General features: G+C 61.1%; 14 protein-coding genes. 13 read left to right on the forward strand and 1 reads right to left on the reverse strand.

Annotation, left to right across the window (positions count from 1 at the left end; genetic code table 11):
• Positions 1–1,063: 1,063 nt before the first annotated feature.
• The 8 genes from ACI2KB_RS06435 (at position 1,064) to ACI2KB_RS06470 (ending at position 11,800) form a co-directional block, all read left to right on the forward strand.
• Positions 1,064–1,891 carry an energy transducer TonB gene (locus ACI2KB_RS06435; protein WP_404632790.1) on the forward strand — a complete coding sequence of 276 codons (828 nt, stop codon included), beginning with the start codon at positions 1,064–1,066 and terminating at the stop codon, positions 1,889–1,891.
• Between the two features lie 47 nt (positions 1,892–1,938).
• Positions 1,939–2,646 (forward strand): MotA/TolQ/ExbB proton channel family protein, encoded by a 708-nt coding sequence (locus ACI2KB_RS06440; protein ID WP_404632554.1) that lies wholly within the window; start codon positions 1,939–1,941, stop codon positions 2,644–2,646.
• On the forward strand, positions 2,646–3,047 hold the full coding sequence (locus ACI2KB_RS06445; RefSeq protein WP_404632556.1) for an ExbD/TolR family protein: 402 nt from the start codon (positions 2,646–2,648) through the stop codon (positions 3,045–3,047). Before ACI2KB_RS06440 ends, ACI2KB_RS06445 begins: the two co-directional genes overlap by 1 nt.
• 193 nt (positions 3,048–3,240) lie before the next feature.
• Entirely contained in the window at positions 3,241–5,973 is a 2,733-nt protein-coding gene (locus tag ACI2KB_RS06450; protein WP_404632558.1) for a TonB-dependent receptor, read from the forward strand.
• A gap of 167 nt (positions 5,974–6,140) precedes the next feature.
• Entirely contained in the window at positions 6,141–8,084 is a 1,944-nt protein-coding gene (locus ACI2KB_RS06455) for an extracellular solute-binding protein (RefSeq protein ID WP_404632560.1), read from the forward strand.
• A 1-nt stretch (position 8,085) separates the two neighbouring features.
• Entirely contained in the window at positions 8,086–9,156 is a 1,071-nt protein-coding gene (locus ACI2KB_RS06460; protein ID WP_404632562.1) for a microcin C ABC transporter permease YejB, read from the forward strand.
• Complete coding sequence (locus tag ACI2KB_RS06465) at positions 9,156–10,178, forward strand: ABC transporter permease (protein ID WP_404632564.1); 1,023 nt, start codon at positions 9,156–9,158, stop codon at positions 10,176–10,178. The genes ACI2KB_RS06460 and ACI2KB_RS06465 overlap by 1 nt, the downstream gene beginning before the upstream one ends.
• Before the next feature lie 11 nt (positions 10,179–10,189).
• Positions 10,190–11,800: an ABC transporter ATP-binding protein gene (locus tag ACI2KB_RS06470; protein ID WP_404632566.1), complete on the forward strand. Its 1,611-nt coding sequence runs from the start codon at positions 10,190–10,192 to the stop codon at positions 11,798–11,800.
• Positions 11,801–12,093: 293 nt separating this feature from the next.
• Here ACI2KB_RS06470 and ACI2KB_RS06475 read toward each other — a convergent pair whose 3' ends face one another.
• Positions 12,094–12,387: a DUF1330 domain-containing protein gene (locus tag ACI2KB_RS06475; protein ID WP_404632568.1), complete on the reverse strand. Its 294-nt coding sequence runs from the start codon at positions 12,385–12,387 to the stop codon at positions 12,094–12,096.
• A 123-nt stretch (positions 12,388–12,510) separates the two neighbouring features.
• Between ACI2KB_RS06475 and ribBA the strand changes: the two genes are divergently transcribed.
• The 5 genes from ribBA to ACI2KB_RS06500 all read left to right on the forward strand — a co-directional run bounded on the left by ribBA (position 12,511) and on the right by ACI2KB_RS06500 (position 17,884).
• On the forward strand, positions 12,511–13,620 hold the full coding sequence (gene ribBA / locus ACI2KB_RS06480) for a bifunctional 3,4-dihydroxy-2-butanone-4-phosphate synthase/GTP cyclohydrolase II (RefSeq protein ID WP_404632570.1): 1,110 nt from the start codon (positions 12,511–12,513) through the stop codon (positions 13,618–13,620).
• A gap of 327 nt (positions 13,621–13,947) precedes the next feature.
• Positions 13,948–14,973 (forward strand): ABC transporter substrate-binding protein, encoded by a 1,026-nt coding sequence (locus ACI2KB_RS06485; protein WP_404632572.1) that lies wholly within the window; start codon positions 13,948–13,950, stop codon positions 14,971–14,973.
• Positions 14,958–15,914: an ABC transporter permease gene (locus ACI2KB_RS06490; protein WP_404632574.1), complete on the forward strand. Its 957-nt coding sequence runs from the start codon at positions 14,958–14,960 to the stop codon at positions 15,912–15,914. The genes ACI2KB_RS06485 and ACI2KB_RS06490 overlap by 16 nt, the downstream gene beginning before the upstream one ends.
• A gap of 6 nt (positions 15,915–15,920) precedes the next feature.
• Positions 15,921–16,736 carry an ABC transporter permease gene (locus ACI2KB_RS06495; RefSeq protein WP_404632576.1) on the forward strand — a complete coding sequence of 272 codons (816 nt, stop codon included), beginning with the start codon at positions 15,921–15,923 and terminating at the stop codon, positions 16,734–16,736.
• Positions 16,733–17,884: an ABC transporter ATP-binding protein gene (locus ACI2KB_RS06500; RefSeq protein WP_404632578.1), complete on the forward strand. Its 1,152-nt coding sequence runs from the start codon at positions 16,733–16,735 to the stop codon at positions 17,882–17,884. Before ACI2KB_RS06495 ends, ACI2KB_RS06500 begins: the two co-directional genes overlap by 4 nt.
• Positions 17,885–17,944 lie beyond the last annotated feature (60 nt).

The following is a 17,944-nucleotide window of genomic DNA, read 5'->3' on the forward strand; positions in this document are numbered from 1 at the left end:
CAAAATCGTGGGTTAAGGCTGCCCACCGGTGCGCAACACGCACCACGGTGCAGGAGATGGACATCACCCTGTCCAATAACAGTGCAGGACGCTCACCAAAAGTTTCGCGTCCGTTCGATAAGGAATTCGATTCGTGTCTGACCTGTTCTCGCCATTTGCTGTACGCCTCCGCTGCTCATCACTGCCAGGATCGGCACGGGAAGCCTTGATCCTGCTTCAGCGCACCGTTTTGCCCTTCGCCGAAGGCATCCGCCAGCCTTAACGCTATACCCTCCGATTTTTTCTCATATACCGCCCGCCACGGCTTCGGCTTTCGCGGGACGTGATGCGTCTTTTTTATTGCCGTCACTGATATTCGTCCGTATTGGCCTCATTGAGAAACAAGAATAAGACGACCTTTTAAAACTTATACATTCGGGACATTCCCGTACACCTTGCGACAACAAAATATTAAATAGCCATCAATATCCGATGGACGCTGTCGCTCGCCCTTAAAAACAATATTCACAACCCTGTGACCCATAAGTCACATAACAAGGACTTTCTACGCATGCACTCTTAATTCTTTGACGCACCATTTCGAGTCTCAATTAACACGTTTGGTGCATTGATCATCGGCCTTCCAGGACCGGACTCTTTCGAATTCACTTCGTTCAGTTCGACGGGCAGGCTCATCCTGCGTTTTTTAATGAAGGCACTCGACAACCCTTATGAAACAGCCAATGAATCGTGAGATCGGTAAAAAATTACAAGAATGCGACATTAACGCCGAATCGGTGGAAACCCGCGCACCAGAGGCCCGTAGCTGGCATACCGGTTGCTAAATCAGTCCTGTAACCGTTGAAACACGGTCTCGTACATGAACGTACACAACAAAAATCAGGACATCGTCATGCCATCTTCTTAATCGCTTCACCGACACTCTTTCTGACCTGAAGCTGACCCGTATCCGTCCGCTAATGGATAACTTACGCCTGGTCATTGCGCAGGCGTCATGCAGTCGAACATTCGTGAAATGTTCGAACGGATCCGTATTGCCCTTCCATTTTCCGAGGGAGCTTTAATGAACGACGCGGTAAACATGAAAGCCATACCCGGGCCGCCCCCGAATGAACTTATTGCGGGGTGGCCGAGTATTCCTTTCAAGGAAAACACGTCGCGACCGGGCGGTTTGAACAGGTCGCACGTGTTGCTATTGATCGCAGCGTCAGTGCTCATTCACGGGGCCATCTGGTGGTATATGCAAACGGCAAAGGCCGATGTTCCGGAAGTTGCGCCGCAAGTTCCGGAAATGACCGTTGAACTGACCAGCCCGACGCCGCCGACACCGGAACCACCCCCTCCGGAACCGCCGCCGCCACCACCGCCACCGCCCCCGGAACCGGAGCAGCCCGTGGAGGATCCGGACGCGGTCAAGCCACCGCCCAAACCGGTGGAAAAGCCGAAAGTCGAGAAACCCAGGCCCGTCAAGAAACCGGAGCCGGTGAAAAAGCCGACACCGCCCGCGCCGCCCCTTCCGGCTGCGCCGAGCACGCCAGCCCCGCCGGCGCCGACACCTGCGCCACCCGCTCCCGCTGCGCCTGCCGCGCCGGCTGCCCCGGTCAAGGAGTCTGCAGCGATTTCAGGCCTCGCCAGCCTGGGCAACCCGCCGCCGGAATACCCCGGTGCGGCACTGCGCAAGGGCCTGGAAGGCCGGGTGATTCTGCGCATTAAGGTGTTGCCCAACGGCCGCGCAGGTTCAGTGGAGGTCACCAAGTCCAGCGGCAAACAGGTGCTCGACGATGCGGCCGTGGAAACGGTGCGCAACTGGAAATTCATTCCGGCCAAGCGCGGTGACACGCCCATTGAAGGCTTTGCGACCCAGACCATCGACTTCAAATTGCCGGAATGACCCGGCCAACCAACAGACAACTTTTATAGAGCGGGTGAGGTGTAACCATGAACGAATCGCTTTCTTCCATGATTGTTCCCGGTGTGTTGTGGGCGCTGGTGCTGTTCAGCGTGCTGAGCTGGGCCATGTTGCTGATCAAGTCGGCGCAGTACATGCGTCAGAAAACCCAGAACCGGCAGTTCAGCAAAGTGTTCTGGACCGCACCGGACCTGCTGACCGCCGCCGAGCACGCCAGTCAGTATCCGGGGTCGCTGGCGCGCATCGCCAACAGTGGCTTCGAAGCCATGTCGGTGGACGAACACCCACGCACCACCCAGCAACTGGCCCACACCATCAATCGTGCTGATCGCCTGGAGCGCAACCTGCGCCAGCAGATCCAGAAAGAGCGCCGGGCGCTGGAAGCCGGGCAAGCCATCCTCGCCAGTATCGGCAGCACCGCCCCGTTCATCGGCCTGTTCGGCACGGTGTGGGGGATCATGGAAGCGCTGCAAAGCATCGGCGCCAGCGGCTCAGCCAGCCTGGAAACGGTTGCGGGTCCCATCGGCCATGCGTTGATCGCCACCGCCGTGGGTATTGCGGCGGCGGTGCCCGCGGTGCTGATTTACAACTACTTCCTGCGTCGTCTGAAAGCCGCCGTCGGCGACATGGATGACTTCGCCCACGACTTCGACGCCCTCGCCCAGCGCAGCGCCTTCGCCGTCAACCGCCAGCCCATCGCTCAGAAGAATGGTCAGGCCGTTCGGGAGGCGAGCTGATGTCGTTTTCTACCCAAGACAGCGATGAAGTGCTCAGCGAAATGAACGTCACGCCGCTGGTGGACGTGATGCTCGTGCTGCTGGTGGTGTTCATCGTTACCGCACCGCTGATGACCAACGCCATCAAGGTCAACCTGCCGAAAACCGACGCCGTCGCCCCCGCAGAAAAGAAAGACCCGGTGGTGGTCAGCGTCGATCAGGACGGCAAGTTCTACCTGGCCAAATCCGAGATCGCGCCGGAGTCGCTGGAGCTCAGCCTCAAGGACGTCAAGGCCAAAGACCCGGAGGTGCGCGTGCAGTTGCAGGCCGACACCAGCGTCAACTATGGCCAGGTGGCGAAAGCCATGGCGTCCATCGAGCGCTCGGGGATCACGAAGATTTCCGTGATGACCTCCAAATGACGCCCCCATGAAGCAGGGCTGCGTCTGACGCGGCCCTGCTCACCCAACTCCCGATGTAACGGCCGTCCGTGGTTTTGCCATGGAGGGGAGCGGCTTGCTTGAAAAACGGAATTCCCGACCGCCACCACCGCGTCGGAGCAACGAGGGCTCACAAGGCCATTTCAATAACATCTGGAATAAGTCGGAAATTACCATGCTGATGAGTTTTCCCGGTTTTACCCTCAAGCCTTTGGTTCTGGCCGTACGACGGCAGCCTCGCGCATTGATCTGCGCCCTGGCCGTGGGCATCAGTCCGGCGTACGCCGCCGAGAGCACCGAAAGCAGCGTCGAAGCCGCGCCCGCCAGTGAGGCCGCCGTTCCGGCCGCCGCTGCCGTGCCTGCGACCACGCAGCTCAAACGGGTCGAAGTGACCGGTTCGGCCATACGCCGCGCAGATGCCGAAACGGCCGTGCCGGTGACGGTTCTGCGGGCTGATGAGCTGAAAAAGCAGGGCGTGACCACCACGGAGCAATTGGTGTCGCGGATCACCGGCAGCCAGTCGCTGTACAACAGCTCCGGCTCCGTGGGGGCTTCCACCGGTGGTGCCTCCTATGCCGACATGCGCGGCATCGGCGCGAACAAGACGCTGGTGCTGCTCAACGGACGTCGGCTGGCCAACAACGCCTTGTCTGGGGTCGGCACGCCCAATGGCAGTGCCATCGACCTGAACATGATTCCCTTCGCCGCCATTGACCGTGTAGAGGTGTTGCGCGACGGCGCGTCGGCCCTGTATGGCACCGACGCCATCGGCGGGGTGATCAACTTCATCACCAAAAAATCCCTTACCGACGGCACCCTCAGCCTGGGCGGCGATACTCCGACCGCCAGCGGCGGCGGTGCCAGCAAGGACACGAGCGCCAGTTGGGGCTTTGGTGATCTGGACGAAGACCGCTTCAACGTGATGGGCGTGTTCAACTACAGCAAACAGCAGAATCTGGACGCCAATGATCGCTCGTTCGCAAAAGACTACGTGCCCGGTCGCGGACTCAACCAGACTTCCGGCACCGCCTACCCCGGCAACTACTACCAAAACGGCAACGCGGCCAACCCGCTGGGCCCGAACTGCGCAGGCCCAAGTCTGGTCGGCGTCGACGGGATCTGCCGTTTCAGCACCCGCGAATACATCGACCTGATCCCGCAAACCGAGAAGACCTCGTTCTTCGGACGCGCCACCGGCAAGCTGGCCGAAGACCACAACGTCAGCCTCGAATACTTCTGGGCACGCAACAACAACGCTACCAGCATCGGCCCGGCGCCATTGACCGGGCTGAGCGTCGACCCGTCGTCGCCGTACTATCCGGGTAACGGCATCACTCCGGCGCCGACCAACTTCGCCCTTGACCCGACACAACCGGTGGACACCGCCTGGCGTGAAACCGCCGCAGGCCCGCGCGGCAGCAAGGACGAGAACACCAGCCAGCGCTTGCTGTTGACCTTCGACGGTAACGTCGGCGGCTGGGACTACAACGTAGGTGCCTCCTACAACCAGAACAAGGTCCTGTCTTCGGTGACCTCCGGCTACGTCAGCGACTCCGCCCTCAGGTCAGGTCTGGCCAGCGGCCTGCTGAACCCGTTCGGACCACAATCGGCCGCTGGGCAGCAGTTCATCAATGACAACACCTACCACGGCCAGTACTCCAGTGCGGTGGGCCGCGTGTACGGCTTCGACGGCAAGATCAGCCGTGAAATCGGTGACTGGTTCGGCGCAGGTCAAGCCGGGCTGGCGCTGGGCGGCGAGTACCGCAAAGAGAAGCTGCATCAGGACTACGAGGCATTCGTCGACGACATCAGCAGCCTGGGCCTCGACTCGGCGGGCAGTGTATCGGGGGATCGCAGCGTCAAAGCTGAATACGCCGAACTGAACGTGCCGGTGCTCGACAGTCTCGAACTGACCGCCGCGGTGCGTCACGACAAATACAGCGACTTCGGCAGCACCACCAATCCCAAATACTCGTTCCGCTTCCAGCCGTTCAAAGAACTGGTGATGCGCGGCGCGTACAGCGAAGGTTTCCGTGCACCGTCGTTGTATGAGCTGTATGCCCCGCAAAGCCTGAGTTACAGCCAGGGTTACTACGACGATCCGGTGCTGTGCGCCGGGGGCACCGTGCAGCCCGGCGGGCAGGCCGGGCGCGACTGTAATCAACAGTTCCTCAACTTGAGTGGCGGCAACCAGAACCTGTCGCCGGAAAAAGCCCGCAACGTGACCTTGGGCTTTGTTTATCAACCGACCAACAGCCTGTCCATGGGGCTGGACTTCTGGTGGATTCACATCTCCAACCAGATCCAGTCGTTCCCGGAATCCACGGTGTTCGATCAGGCCGACCTGTACGGCGACCGCATCATCCGCAATGCCGACGGTTCGATCGCCAATATCGTCACCGGCAACGCCAACCTGGGTATCGTCAAGACCAACGGTGTGGACGTTACGCTGGACTACCGCTTCCCGAACACCCCTTACGGGCAATTCGGTCTCGGCCTGACCGGCACCTACGTCGATCGCTATGACTTCCAGAACATCATCGATGGCCCATACACCGACAAGGTCGGTGACTTTCAGGGTGATGGCGTGATCGCGCGCTGGAAACATGTGCTGATCGGCACCTGGAACCTGGGCGACAGCCGCGCCTCGCTGACCAACCGCTTCACCACTGGTTACAACGACTATGACCGGTCCGCCAACGACCGCGTCGCGTCGTATTCGGTCTGGGACCTGTCGGTGGGCCACACCTTCGACAAGGTGCTGGACATCGACGCCGGGGTGCGAAACCTGTTCGATCGCGACCCGCCGTTCAGTAACCAGGCCTACAACTTCCAGTCCGGCTATGACCCGCGCTACGCCGACCCGCTGGGACGTACCCTGTTCGCCCGCGCCACGTACCACTTCTAAGCCTCCCCCCTGACGCGTTGTGCTCCGGCGCGTCAGGGTCATTTCTGCGAAATCGCGCCCCCGGCAGCTAGGTCTCATCCACCTTCCCCGGCCGGGGGATTTTTTCTCAGCGCCAGGCGTTGTACGAACCGTTGTGCGTCGACCCGTACCCCAAGGACTGTCCGACCATGTGCGTCTCCCCCCTTTCATTGCGACGGCTGCTGCCCGGCATCGCACTGCTTTACACCGTGGCGTTTTTCATCGCGTTTCTCAGTGGCGTGCCGCTGGCGATTGCCGCCCCTCAGCACGCCTTGACCGTGTACGGCGAGCCGCCGAAATACCCGGCGGATTTCAAGCATTTCGACTACGTCGACCCCTACGCGCCCAAAGGTGGCTCGCTGAGCCGCGCTGCCGAGGAAATCGGCCAGTTCAATTACCTGTCGCCCTACGTCGATCAGGGTATTTCCGTGAGCCAGATCGACGCCTGGGTTTACGCCCCACTGGCCTACCGCTCGCTGGACGAGCCCTACACCGTTTACGGGCTGGTGGCAGAAAAACTCGAACGCGACCCGAACAACCTCTGGGTGCGCTTCTACCTCAACCCCAAGGCACGCTTTGACGACGGCACACCGATCACCGCCGAAGACGTGCGCTACACCTATCAGACCCTGATCACCCAGGGTAGCTTCAGCTACCGACCGCTGTACGCCGACGTCAAGGACGCGGTGATCGAGGCCCCCGGGCAAATCCGTTTCGACTTCAAGAACAACCTCAACCGCACGTTGGCGCTGGACCTGGCCAGCATGCGCGTGTTGCCCGAGCACTGGTGGAAAACCCGCGACTTCACCAAAGGCGGTGGTTTCGAGCCGCTATTGGGCAGCGGGCCGTATCGGGTGTCGCGCGTCGATGCCGGGCGCAGCGTGAGTTTTCAGCGGGTGAAAGACTGGTGGGCCAAGAATTTACCCGTCAGCCGCGGGCTGTACAACTTCGACAGCTTGACCGTGAACTTCTACGGTGACACCGACGTTGCCCGGCAACTGGTGCAAGCAGGCACTTTCGATTACAACCGCGAGTTCTCATCGGCCGGTTACGTGGTTGGCTACACCGCACCGACGCTCGCGGACGGCCGCCTGCAAAAGACCATTCTGGCCAAGCAGCGCCCCGTCGCCGGGCAAGGCTTCGTGTTCAACCTCGATAAACCGATGTTCCAGGACCGTCGCGTGCGCGAGGCACTGGCGATGCTCTGGGACTTCGAATGGATCAATGGTCAGATCATGCGCAACTTCTATGTGCGCGAAGAAAGCTACTTCCCCAAAAGCGACATGGCGGCCACGGCGCTGCCCGACGCTCAAGAGCTGAAGATTCTGGAGCCGTTGCGCGGCAAGGTGCCCGACGAAGTGTTCACTCAGGTCTGGCACGCACCGAAAACCGACGGCAGCGGCTACATCCGCGACAAGCAGCTCAAGGCCCTGAAACTGCTGGCCGACGCCGGGTGGCACGCGAAAAACAACCGCCTGGTCAATGCCGCAGGCAAACCGCTGGAGTTCACCTTTCTCGATGGCCAGGGCGGTTTCGAACGGCTGGTGCTGCCCTACAAACGCGTGCTGGCGCAGATCGGCATCACCCTGAACTTCCGTCGTGTCGATTCGGCGCAGTACATGAACCGGCTCAACGCCCGCGACTACGACATGATCGTGGTCAGCCTGCCCAACAACGGCAACCCGATCCTTTCGCCGGGGCGCGAGTTGTACAACCTGTTCGGCTCACAAAGCGCGCGGCAGATAGGCAGCTCCAACGCCATGGTGCTGCGTGATCCCGCCGTGGACACCCTCATCGACGGCCTGGTGGCCGCCAACAGCCGCAACGACATGCTGCATTACGCCCGCGCGCTGGACCGGGTGCTGCTCTGGGGTTTCTACATGATTCCGAACTACTACTCGCAAGGCACCCCAGTGGTGTACGCCAACCGTTTTGGCAAACCAAAGGTCGAGCCGATCTACGACGTGGGGCTGGAAAGCTGGTGGCAGGTCAGCCCGGTGCCGCTGACCGATCAGCAGATGGCCGAGCGCATGGCCCCGCAAACCAGCGCGCAGCTCAGCGTGCCGTCCACCTCCGCCTCGGAGGAGCACTGACATGCTGGCGTATTCATTAAGACGGTTGGCGCTGATCATTCCGACGCTGCTGTGCATTCTGGTGGTCAACTTTCTCATCGTGCAGGCCGCACCGGGCGGTCCGGTGGAGCAGGCCATTGCGCGCGTCCAGGGCTTGGGGCCCGCAGGCGGTGTGGGCGGTGGTGGCGGCGAAATCGCTGCATCCGGTACGGTCAGCCGCAGCGCACAGGGGCTGGATCCGGAGTTGGTGGAAGCCATCAAACACCAATATGGCTTCGACAAACCGATGCACGAACGCTTGTGGCTGATGCTCACCCACTACGCACACCTGGACTTCGGCAACAGCTTCTTTCGCGGCACCACAGTCACCGGCCTGATCGCCCAGAAACTGCCCGTAACCCTGTCACTGGGCCTGTGGGCGACGCTGATCACCTATCTGGTGTCGATTCCGCTGGGCATCCGCAAGGCCGTGCACCACGGCAGCCGCTTCGATGTCTGGAGCAGCTCGCTGATCATCATCGGCTACGCCATTCCCGCGTTCCTGTTCGCCATTCTGCTGATCGTGCTGTTCGCCGGTGGCAGCTACTGGAGCTGGTTTCCGGCACAGGGGCTGTTTTCCGACGATTTCGACAGCCTGTCGACGCTGGGCAAGTTGCGCGACTACTCGTGGCATCTGGTGCTGCCGGTCAGCGCGCTGGTGATCGGCGGCTTTGCGACCTTGACCCTGCTGACCAAGAACAGCTTCCTCAACGAGATCAGCCGCCAATACGTGGTCACGGCGCGCGCCAAGGGGTTGAGTGAACGCCGGGTGCTGTACGGCCATGTGTTTCGCAACGCCATGTTGCTGGTGGTGGCGGGGATTCCGCAGGCGCTGATCGAGGTGTTCTTCGCCGGTTCTCTGTTGATCGAAACCATCTTCGGCCTGGATGGCATTGGCCGCATGAGCTACGAGGCCGCCGTGTCTCGGGATTACCCGGTGGTGTTCGGCACGTTGTTTCTGTTCACCCTGTTCGGCCTGTTGATCAAGCTGGTGGGCGACCTGTGCTACACGCTGGTCGACCCGCGCATCGACTTTTCCGCGAGGAGCGCCTGATGTTCGAGTTTTCTCCGCAAAGCAAACGGCGCATGGCCCTGTTCAAAGCGAACAGACGCGGCTGGTGGTCGCTGTGGGTCTTCGTCGCGCTGCTGGTGGTCTGCCTGTGTGGCGAACTGATCGCCAATGACCGGCCCCTGATCGTCAGCTATCAGGGCAACCTGTACTACCCGACGCTGCATCAATACCTGGAAACCGATTTCGGCGGGGAATTGCCCTTCGAACCCGACTACAGCAGCGATTACGTGCGCAAGCTGATCGCCGACAAAGGCGGCTGGATGCTGTTCGCGCCGATCCCCTTCAGTGACGACACCGTCAATTACGACCTCAAGGCACCTTCTCCCAGCCCACCCAGCGCCCGCAACTGGCTGGGTACTGACGATCAGGCTCGGGACGTCATGGCTCGCGTGTTGTTCGGCACGCGGGTGTCGATCCTGTTTGCCCTGGCGCTGACCCTGATCAGCACCGTCATCGGCGTGATTGCCGGTGCGATTCAGGGCTATTACGGCGGGTTGGCCGACCTGATGGGTCAGCGCTTGCAAGAGATCTGGTCCGGCCTGCCGGTGCTGTACCTGCTGATCATTCTGTCCGGGTTTGTCGAACCGAATTTCTGGTGGTTGCTGGGGATCATGGCGTTGTTCTCCTGGCTGGCGCTGGTCGACGTGGTGCGCGCCGAGTTCCTGCGCGGACGCAACCTTGAATACGTGAAAGCGGCCCGCGCACTGGGCCTGACCGACAGCGCGCTGATGCTGCGCCACATCCTGCCCAACGCCATGACCAGCACCCTCACCTACCTGCCCTTCATCGTGACCGGCGCCATCGCCACGCTGACCGCGCTGGATTTTCTCGGCTTCGGCATGCCCGCAGGCAGCGCCTCACTGGGTGAGCTGATTGGCCAGGCCAAACGCAACTTGCAAGCCCCCTGGCTGGGCCTGACCGCTTTCTGCGCGCTGGCGTTGATTCTTTCCCTGTTGGTGTTCATTGGCGAAGCCTGCCGTGACGCTTTCGACCCGCGAACCTGAGGCCTCTTGCGATGGATGAACAACACTCTGAAACCCTGATCGACATCCGCCAACTGCGCGTGGCCTTTAACGGCGCTGAAGTGGTCCACGGCATCGACCTGACCATCCGGCGCGGAGAGTGCCTGGCGTTGGTGGGTGAATCCGGTTCGGGCAAATCGGTCACGGCCCATTCGATCCTGCGCCTGCTGCCTGCGAAGAAAGTCAGCACCCAAGGCCAGATTCGCTACAACGGCGTCGACTTGTTGCACGCCACCGACCGCCAGTTGCGTGAACTGCGCGGCAACCGCATTGCAATGATCTTTCAGGAACCCATGACCTCGCTCAATCCACTGCACACCGTGGAAAAGCAGATCAACGAGATTCTGGCCCTGCACAAAGGTCTCAAAGGCAAAGCCGCCCGCGAGCGCACGCTGGAACTGCTGGAACTGGTGGGGATTCAGCAACCGCTCAAACGCCTCAAGGCCTACCCCCATCAACTGTCCGGCGGCCAACGGCAGCGGGTAATGATCGCCATGGCCCTGGCCAACGAGCCGGACCTGCTGATCGCGGATGAGCCGACCACCGCGCTGGACGTCACGGTGCAGCTGAAAATCCTTGAACTGCTCAAGTCGCTGCAAGCCCGGCTGGGTATGTCGCTGCTGCTGATCAGCCACGACCTCAACCTGGTGCGCCGCATCGCCCAGCGGGTCTGCGTGATGCGCAACGGCGAAATCGTCGAGCAAGCGGATTGTCAGACCCTGTTCACCGATCCTCAGCATGAATACAGCCGCCTGCTGATCAACGCCGAACCCGACGGCGAACCGGTGCCGAGCCAGCACCCTCACACGCTGCTGTCGGTGGATGCGCTGAAAGTCTGGTTCCCGTTGCCCAAATCGATGTTCAGCCGTGAACGGCAGTACATCAAAGCCGTGGACGGGGTCAGCTTCGAATTGCTCAAGGGCAAGACACTGGGGATCGTCGGCGAATCCGGCTCGGGCAAATCGACGCTGGGTCAGGCGATCCTGCGGTTGATCGATTCCGAGGGCAGTATCCGCTTTGCCAACAAGGAATTGAGCCTGCACAGCCAGCACCTGATGCGCCCGCTGCGCAAACGGATGCAGGTGGTGTTTCAAGACCCGTTCGGCAGCCTCAGCCCGCGTATGACGGTGCAACAGATCATCGCCGAAGGCTTGTTGACCCACGGCATCGGCACGCCTCAGGAACGGGAACAAACGGTGATTCGCGTGCTGCGGGAAGTGGGCCTCGACCCGGGCAGCCGCCATCGCTACCCCCACGAGTTTTCCGGCGGGCAGCGCCAACGCATTTCCATTGCTCGTGCGCTGGTGCTGGAGCCAGAGCTGATCCTGTTGGACGAACCCACCTCAGCGCTGGACCGCACCGTGCAAAAGCAGGTCGTCGCCCTGCTGCGCGATCTGCAAATCCGCCATGGCCTGACGTACCTGTTCATCAGCCACGACCTGGCGGTGGTCCACGCACTGGCCCACGACCTGATCGTGATCAAGGACGGCAAAGTGGTCGAACAAGGCGCCTCACGAGAGATCTTCGCCCGCCCGCAACAGACCTACACGCAAGAGCTGCTGAAGGCGTCGGGGTTGGTATTTGGCGACGATGCAGTGCACTGACCTTGGCCGACCAGGAAAACGAGGGCACAGAAACCTCAACGGTGCCGGATAAACCGCTTTCGCCAGCAAGCCGGCTCCCACAGGTTTAGCGTCGAACAAAAATTCTAAATCCGACGCAACCTTTGTGGGAGCCAACGGGCTGGCGAAAGCGGCTGACCAGACAGCATAGAATCACCCACAGATACCCTGTCGGCCCGGAATCTTCGGTCCGACGCCATCGTTGTGGGAGCCGGCTTGCTGGCGAAAGCGGTGGGTCAGTTACACAGTGGACTCATCCCTCTGGCGGCCCGCCCCTACCCCGCAAACGCCTCCACAATCACAATCTCCGCATGCGCCACGCCCAGCCGGTGGCTCATCGCTTCCTGGTACTCGGCCGAGTGATAACAAGCCAGCGCCTGCTCGTAGGATTCAAACTCGATGATCACCGTACGCTGTGGGGTCTTGCGCCCTTCCAGTGCTTCGGCGCGACCGCCACGGGCGAGAAACTTGCCGCCGTATTTGGCGAACGCCGCAGGGCCGCGCTGGGTGTATTCGGCGTATTGCGTTGGGTCAGTGATATCTACGTGAGCAATCCAGTAAGCCTTCATCGCACTCTCGCTGTTTGATCAATGGGTGGTTTCAAAACGGACGAATCTGTGAAATATTCTGTCTTATGGTATACCACGAAAAACCAGTGTAAGCATCTACACCACTGCACAGAGATCCCGAGTATGGCGTTCGACCGCATCGAAGACATCATCGAAGACTACCGCCAAGGCAAGATGGTCCTGCTGGTCGACGACGAGGACCGGGAAAACGAAGGCGACCTGCTGCTCGCCGCCGACCGTTGCACCGCACAGGCCATCAGTTTCATGGCCAATGAAGCGCGGGGCCTGATCTGCCTGACCCTGACCGACGAACACTGCCAGCGTCTGGGACTCGAACAGATGGTGCCGAGCAACGGCAGCGTGTTCTCCACCGCATTCACCGTGTCCATCGAAGCCGCAACCGGCGTGACTACCGGCATTTCTGCCGCCGACCGCGCCCGCACCGTGCAAGCGGCGGTGGCCGCCAATGCCACGGCTGAGGACGTCGTCCAGCCTGGCCATATCTTCCCGCTGCGCGCCCGCGAAGGTGGCGTGCTGACTCGCGCCGGTCATACCGAAGCCGGTTGCGATCTGGCGCGGCTGGCTGGTTTTACCCCTGCGTCGGTGATCGTCGAAGTTATGAATGACGACGGCACCATGGCCCGACGCCCGGACCTTGAGCGTTTCGCAGCGAAACACGGCATTCGCATCGGCACCATCGCCGACCTGATCCACTATCGCCTGAGCACCGAACACACGGTCGTGCGCATTGGTGAACGTGAGCTGCCGACTGTTCACGGCACCTTCCGCCTGATCAGCTACGAAGACCGTATTGAAGGCGGTGTGCACATGGCGATGGTCATGGGCGATGTGCGTCGCGACGAACCGACGCTGGTGCGGGTCCACGTGGTCGATCCTTTGCGCGACCTGGTGGGCGCCGAGTACAACGGCCCGCCCAACTGGACGCTATGGGCTGCCCTGCAAAAGGTCGCCGAGGAAGGTCGGGGCGTCGTCGTGGTGCTGGCCAATCATGAATCGTCTCAGGCACTGCTGGAGCGTATTCCGCAGCTCACGCAGGCCCCACGCCAGTACACCCGTTCCCAGTCACGGATTTATTCGGAAGTCGGCACCGGGGCCCAGATCCTGCAAGACATCGGCGTGGGCAAGCTGCGCCACCTAGGCCCACCACTGAAGTACGCCGGCCTCACCGGGTACGATCTGGAAGTGGTTGAAAGCATTCCGTTTTCGGTCTGAAACGACAGCTCATCAAAGCGGAAGCCTTTCACCGGTCAATACGGATTTGGCCCTGTAAACACGGGGTCGAATCCTACAAAAAAAATTTAAAAAACGCGGTTTACGGAACGGCAAAATGCTTGCAGAAAGTTTGGAATACCATAATATGACATTCCGTAGGCCTAAGCATTTGTCGTCAGGTGCGCCCGCGAGGGACAGCACAAATAAAAGCCCCTGACAGGCCCCGTTTTTTCAAGGTCCGAGGATGTCACCGTCCAGAGGCCCACTGCTCCCGACAGGCGGGCAATTGAAAGCCCGCTCAAAAACACAACAAATGAGGGCGTGAAAATGGTGTTGATTCAACGTGCAACAGCGGTCCTGACAGCAGGTGTGTTGGCGCTCTCTTGTCACGCAGCCATCGCTGCCGACAGCGTCAACTTCGTCAGTTGGGGCGGCTCCACCCAGGATGCGCAGAAAGAGGCCTGGGCCAACGCGTTCACCAAGAACACCGGCACCGCCGTGGTTCAGGACGGCCCGACTGACTACGGCAAACTCAAAGCCATGGTCGAGAGCGGCAACGTGTCGTGGGACGTGGTCGATGTCGAAGCCGACTTCGCCCTGCGCGCCGCCAGTGAAGGTCTGCTTGAACCGCTGGACTTCAGCGTGATCAAGAAAGACCGCATCGACCCGCGCTTCCAGTCCGACCACGGCGTCGGTTCCTTCTTCTTCTCCTTCGTGCTCGGCTACAACGAGAACAAGCTCGGTAGTGCCAAACCGCAAGACTGGTCAGCCCTGTTCGACACCAAGACCTACCCCGGCAAACGCGCCCTCTACAAATGGCCAAGCCCTGGCGTGCTGGAGCTGGCCCTGCTGGCCGACGGCGTACCCAAAGACAAGCTCTACCCGCTGGACCTGGACCGCGCCTTCAAGAAACTCGACACCATCAAGAAAGACATCGTCTGGTGGGGCGGCGGTGCGCAGTCCCAGCAACTGCTGGCCTCCGGTGAAGCATCGCTGGGTCAGTTCTGGAATGGCCGCACCTACGCGCTCAAGCAAGACGGCGCCCCGGTGGGTGTGAGCTGGAAGCAGAATCTGGTCATGGCGGATTTCCTCGTCGTGCCAAAGGGCGCGAAGAACAAGGCCGCCGCCATGAAGCTGATCGCCGAGGCGTCCAGCGCCAAAGGGCAGGCCGACTTCTCCAACCTGACCGCTTACGCACCTGTGAACCTGGACAGCGTGCAACGCCTTGATTCGACGTTGGCGAAGGATCTGCCGACCGCCTATCCTGACGATCAAATCACTCTCGACTTCGCGTACTGGGCCAAGAACGGTCCGGCCATCGCGACACGGTGGAACGAATGGCTGGTCAAGTAAAAATGACGGCCCTCGCGACCCGTCAAACCCAGCCAGCCGGTGGTGCATCCAGCACCGCCGGCGCGGTACCCGCTCAGGCCGTGGCGATGAAACAGACGCCCTCTTTGTCGCAACGCTGGAAAGGCAGCCGCAACCTGCTGCCCGCCCTGCTGTTTCTCGGCCTGTTTTTCTTCGCCCCTCTGATTGGCCTGCTGTTGCGCGGCGTGCTGGAACCGACGCCGGGCCTGGGCAACTACGAACAACTGTTTGCCAATTCGGCCTACGCCCGAGTGCTGTTCAACACCTTCTCCGTCGCCGGTCTGGTGACCCTGTTCAGCCTGCTGCTGGGCTTCCCGCTGGCGTGGGCAATCACGCTGGTGCCCCGTGGCTGGGGCCGCTGGATGCTCAACATCGTCCTGTTGTCGATGTGGACCAGCCTGTTGGCGCGGACCTATTCGTGGCTGGTGTTGCTGCAAGCGTCAGGCGTGATCAACAAGGCCCTGATCGCGATGGGCATCATCGATCAGCCGCTGGAAATGGTGCACAACCTGACCGGTGTGGTGATCGGCATGAGCTACATCATGATCCCGTTCATCGTGCTGCCGTTGCAGGCCACCATGGCGGCCATCGACCCGATGGTGTTGCAGGCCGGTTCCATTTGCGGCGCCAGCCCGTGGACCAATTTCTTCAGGGTGTTCCTGCCGCTGTGCCGCTCGGGGCTGTTTTCCGGGGGCCTGATGGTGTTCGTGATGTCGCTGGGTTACTACGTGACCCCCGCCCTGCTTGGCGGCGCCCAGGACATGATGCTGCCGGAGTTCATCGTTCAGCAGGTGCAATCGTTCCTCAATTGGGGCCTGGCCAGTGCCGCCGCCGCGTTGCTGATCGTGATCACCCTGGTGCTGTTCTACTTCTACCTCAAGCTGCAACCGGAATCGCCGGTCGGCTCGAACCACGCGAGGTAAACCGCCATGCTCCTGACACCCAATGCCATGAGCCCGCGCCTGCGCTGGGGCCTGTATTCGGTCACAGGCTTGATCGCGCTGTTTCTGCTGTTGCCCATCGTGTTCATCGTGCTGTTGTCGTTCGGCTCCTCGCAGTGGCTGGTGTTTCCCCCGCCGGGCTGGACGCTGAAGTGGTACATGCAGTTCTTCAACAATCCCGAGTGGATGAGCGCGGCGCTGGCCAGCCTGAAAGTCGCGGTGCTGACCACGATCTTCGCCGTGCTGCTGGGCCTGCCCACCGCCTTTGCGCTGGTGCGCGGGCGCTTCCCCGGTCGCGACATGCTTTACGGCCTGTTCACCCTGCCGATGATCGTGCCGCTGGTAATCATCGCTGTGGCGGTCTATGCGCTGTTCCTCAAACTCGGCTACACCGGCACGCTGTTGTCGTTCGTGGTCAGCCACGTCATCGTCGCGTTGCCGTTCACCATCATCTCGATCATCAACTCGTTGAAGTTGTTCGATCAGTCCATCGAGGACGCTGCGGTGATCTGTGGCGCGTCGCGGATGCAGGCCGTGTTCAAGGTGACCTTTCCGGCGATTCGTCCGGGCATGGTCGCCGGTGCCCTGTTCGCCTTTCTGGTGTCGTGGGATGAGGTGGTGCTTAGCGTGATGATGGCCAGCCCCACCCTGCAAACCCTGCCCGTCAAGATGTGGACCACTCTGCGCCAGGACCTGACCCCGGTGATTGCCGTCGCTTCGACGCTGCTGATCGGCCTGTCGGTGTTGGTCATGTTTATCGCCGCGACCCTGCGTCGCCGTAATGAAGCGAGGATGCCTAAATGAGTGCCGTGATCAAAGATGCCAAGCAACCCGCCCAGACCCTGGTCAGCCTGCGTAACCTGAACAAGCATTACGGCGACTTCGCGGCCGTGGACAACATCTCGCTGGACATCCAGGACGGCGAGTTCCTGACCTTCCTCGGCTCCAGCGGTTCGGGCAAAAGCACCACGCTGTCGATGCTGGCCGGTTTCGAAACACCCAGCTCGGGGGAGATTCTGGTGGCCGGTCAGTCGCTGGTGAACGTGCCACCGCACAAGCGCGACATCGGCATGGTGTTTCAGCGTTATTCGCTGTTCCCCCATCTCTCGGTGCGCGACAACATCGCCTTCCCGCTGACCATCCGCAAGCTGGCGGCGGCAGAGCGCGACAAGCGGGTCGACGCCATGCTCAAGCTGGTGCAACTGGACAAATTCGCACACCGCCGCCCTTCGCAACTGTCTGGCGGCCAACAGCAACGGGTCGCCATCGCCCGCGCGCTGGTCTATGAACCGCGCATTCTGCTGATGGACGAACCCCTGGGCGCGCTGGACAAAAAACTGCGCGAAGACCTGCAGGACGAACTGCGTCAACTGCATCGTCGGCTGGGCATCACCATCGTCTACGTGACCCACGATCAGGAAGAAGCCATGCGCCTGTCCCAGCGCATCGCGATCTTCAGCCACGGCAAGATTGTCGGTCTGGGCACCGGCTATGAGCTGTACCAGAACCCGCCGAATGCCTTTGTCGCCTCGTTCCTCGGTAACTCGAACTTCCTCAAGCTCAAGGCCCAGGGCAATGGCGTGGCAACGTTCGAAGGCCAGCCGCTGTCGATTCGACTGACCGCCGGACTGGTGATCGATCAGGATGTGCTGCTGATGATCCGCCCGGAAAAAGCCCAGGCGCTGAGCGTCGAACAAGCGAATGCACAACCGCTGCAAACCGGTTGGAATGAAGTCAGCGCCAAAGTCGGCGAAGTGCTGTTTCTGGGGGAAAGCCAGACTTGCACGGTCATGACCACAGGCGGCACCTCAATGACCGTCAAGGCGCTTTCGGCGGCGGGCATGCCGCTCAAGGCCGGCGATCAGGTGCGCGTGCGCTGGGCAACGGCGGACGCCTGCGTGTACACCGAATGGGCGGAAAGCGATTTGAACAAGGCGGCTGGCGCGCACTGACGCACCGCCCCGCCATCTACGACATTCGGGTCGCTGCCAACAGCGACCCGAACGTGTTTT

The sequence above is a fragment of the Pseudomonas sp. NPDC088444 genome, assembly GCF_044900175.1.
In the GTDB taxonomy this organism is placed as follows: Bacteria; Pseudomonadota; Gammaproteobacteria; order Pseudomonadales; family Pseudomonadaceae; genus Aquipseudomonas.

Bases quoted from the DNA above. Each gene is read 5' to 3' on its own strand.
- ACI2KB_RS06435 (WP_404632790.1), top strand. From the start codon at position 1,064: ATGAACGACGCGGTAAACATGAAAGCCATACCCGGGCCGCCCCCGAAT.
- ACI2KB_RS06440 (WP_404632554.1), top strand. From the start codon at position 1,939: ATGAACGAATCGCTTTCTTCCATGATTGTTCCCGGTGTGTTGTGGGCG.
- ACI2KB_RS06445 (WP_404632556.1), top strand. From the start codon at position 2,646: ATGTCGTTTTCTACCCAAGACAGCGATGAAGTGCTCAGCGAAATGAAC.
- ACI2KB_RS06450 (WP_404632558.1), top strand. From the start codon at position 3,241: ATGCTGATGAGTTTTCCCGGTTTTACCCTCAAGCCTTTGGTTCTGGCC.
- ACI2KB_RS06455 (WP_404632560.1), top strand. From the start codon at position 6,141: ATGTGCGTCTCCCCCCTTTCATTGCGACGGCTGCTGCCCGGCATCGCA.
- ACI2KB_RS06460 (WP_404632562.1), top strand. From the start codon at position 8,086: ATGCTGGCGTATTCATTAAGACGGTTGGCGCTGATCATTCCGACGCTG.
- ACI2KB_RS06465 (WP_404632564.1), top strand. From the start codon at position 9,156: ATGTTCGAGTTTTCTCCGCAAAGCAAACGGCGCATGGCCCTGTTCAAA.
- ACI2KB_RS06470 (WP_404632566.1), top strand. From the start codon at position 10,190: ATGGATGAACAACACTCTGAAACCCTGATCGACATCCGCCAACTGCGC.
- ACI2KB_RS06475 (WP_404632568.1), bottom strand. From the start codon at position 12,387: ATGAAGGCTTACTGGATTGCTCACGTAGATATCACTGACCCAACGCAA.
- ribBA (WP_404632570.1), top strand. From the start codon at position 12,511: ATGGCGTTCGACCGCATCGAAGACATCATCGAAGACTACCGCCAAGGC.
- ACI2KB_RS06485 (WP_404632572.1), top strand. From the start codon at position 13,948: ATGGTGTTGATTCAACGTGCAACAGCGGTCCTGACAGCAGGTGTGTTG.
- ACI2KB_RS06490 (WP_404632574.1), top strand. From the start codon at position 14,958: ATGGCTGGTCAAGTAAAAATGACGGCCCTCGCGACCCGTCAAACCCAG.
- ACI2KB_RS06495 (WP_404632576.1), top strand. From the start codon at position 15,921: ATGCTCCTGACACCCAATGCCATGAGCCCGCGCCTGCGCTGGGGCCTG.
- ACI2KB_RS06500 (WP_404632578.1), top strand. From the start codon at position 16,733: ATGAGTGCCGTGATCAAAGATGCCAAGCAACCCGCCCAGACCCTGGTC.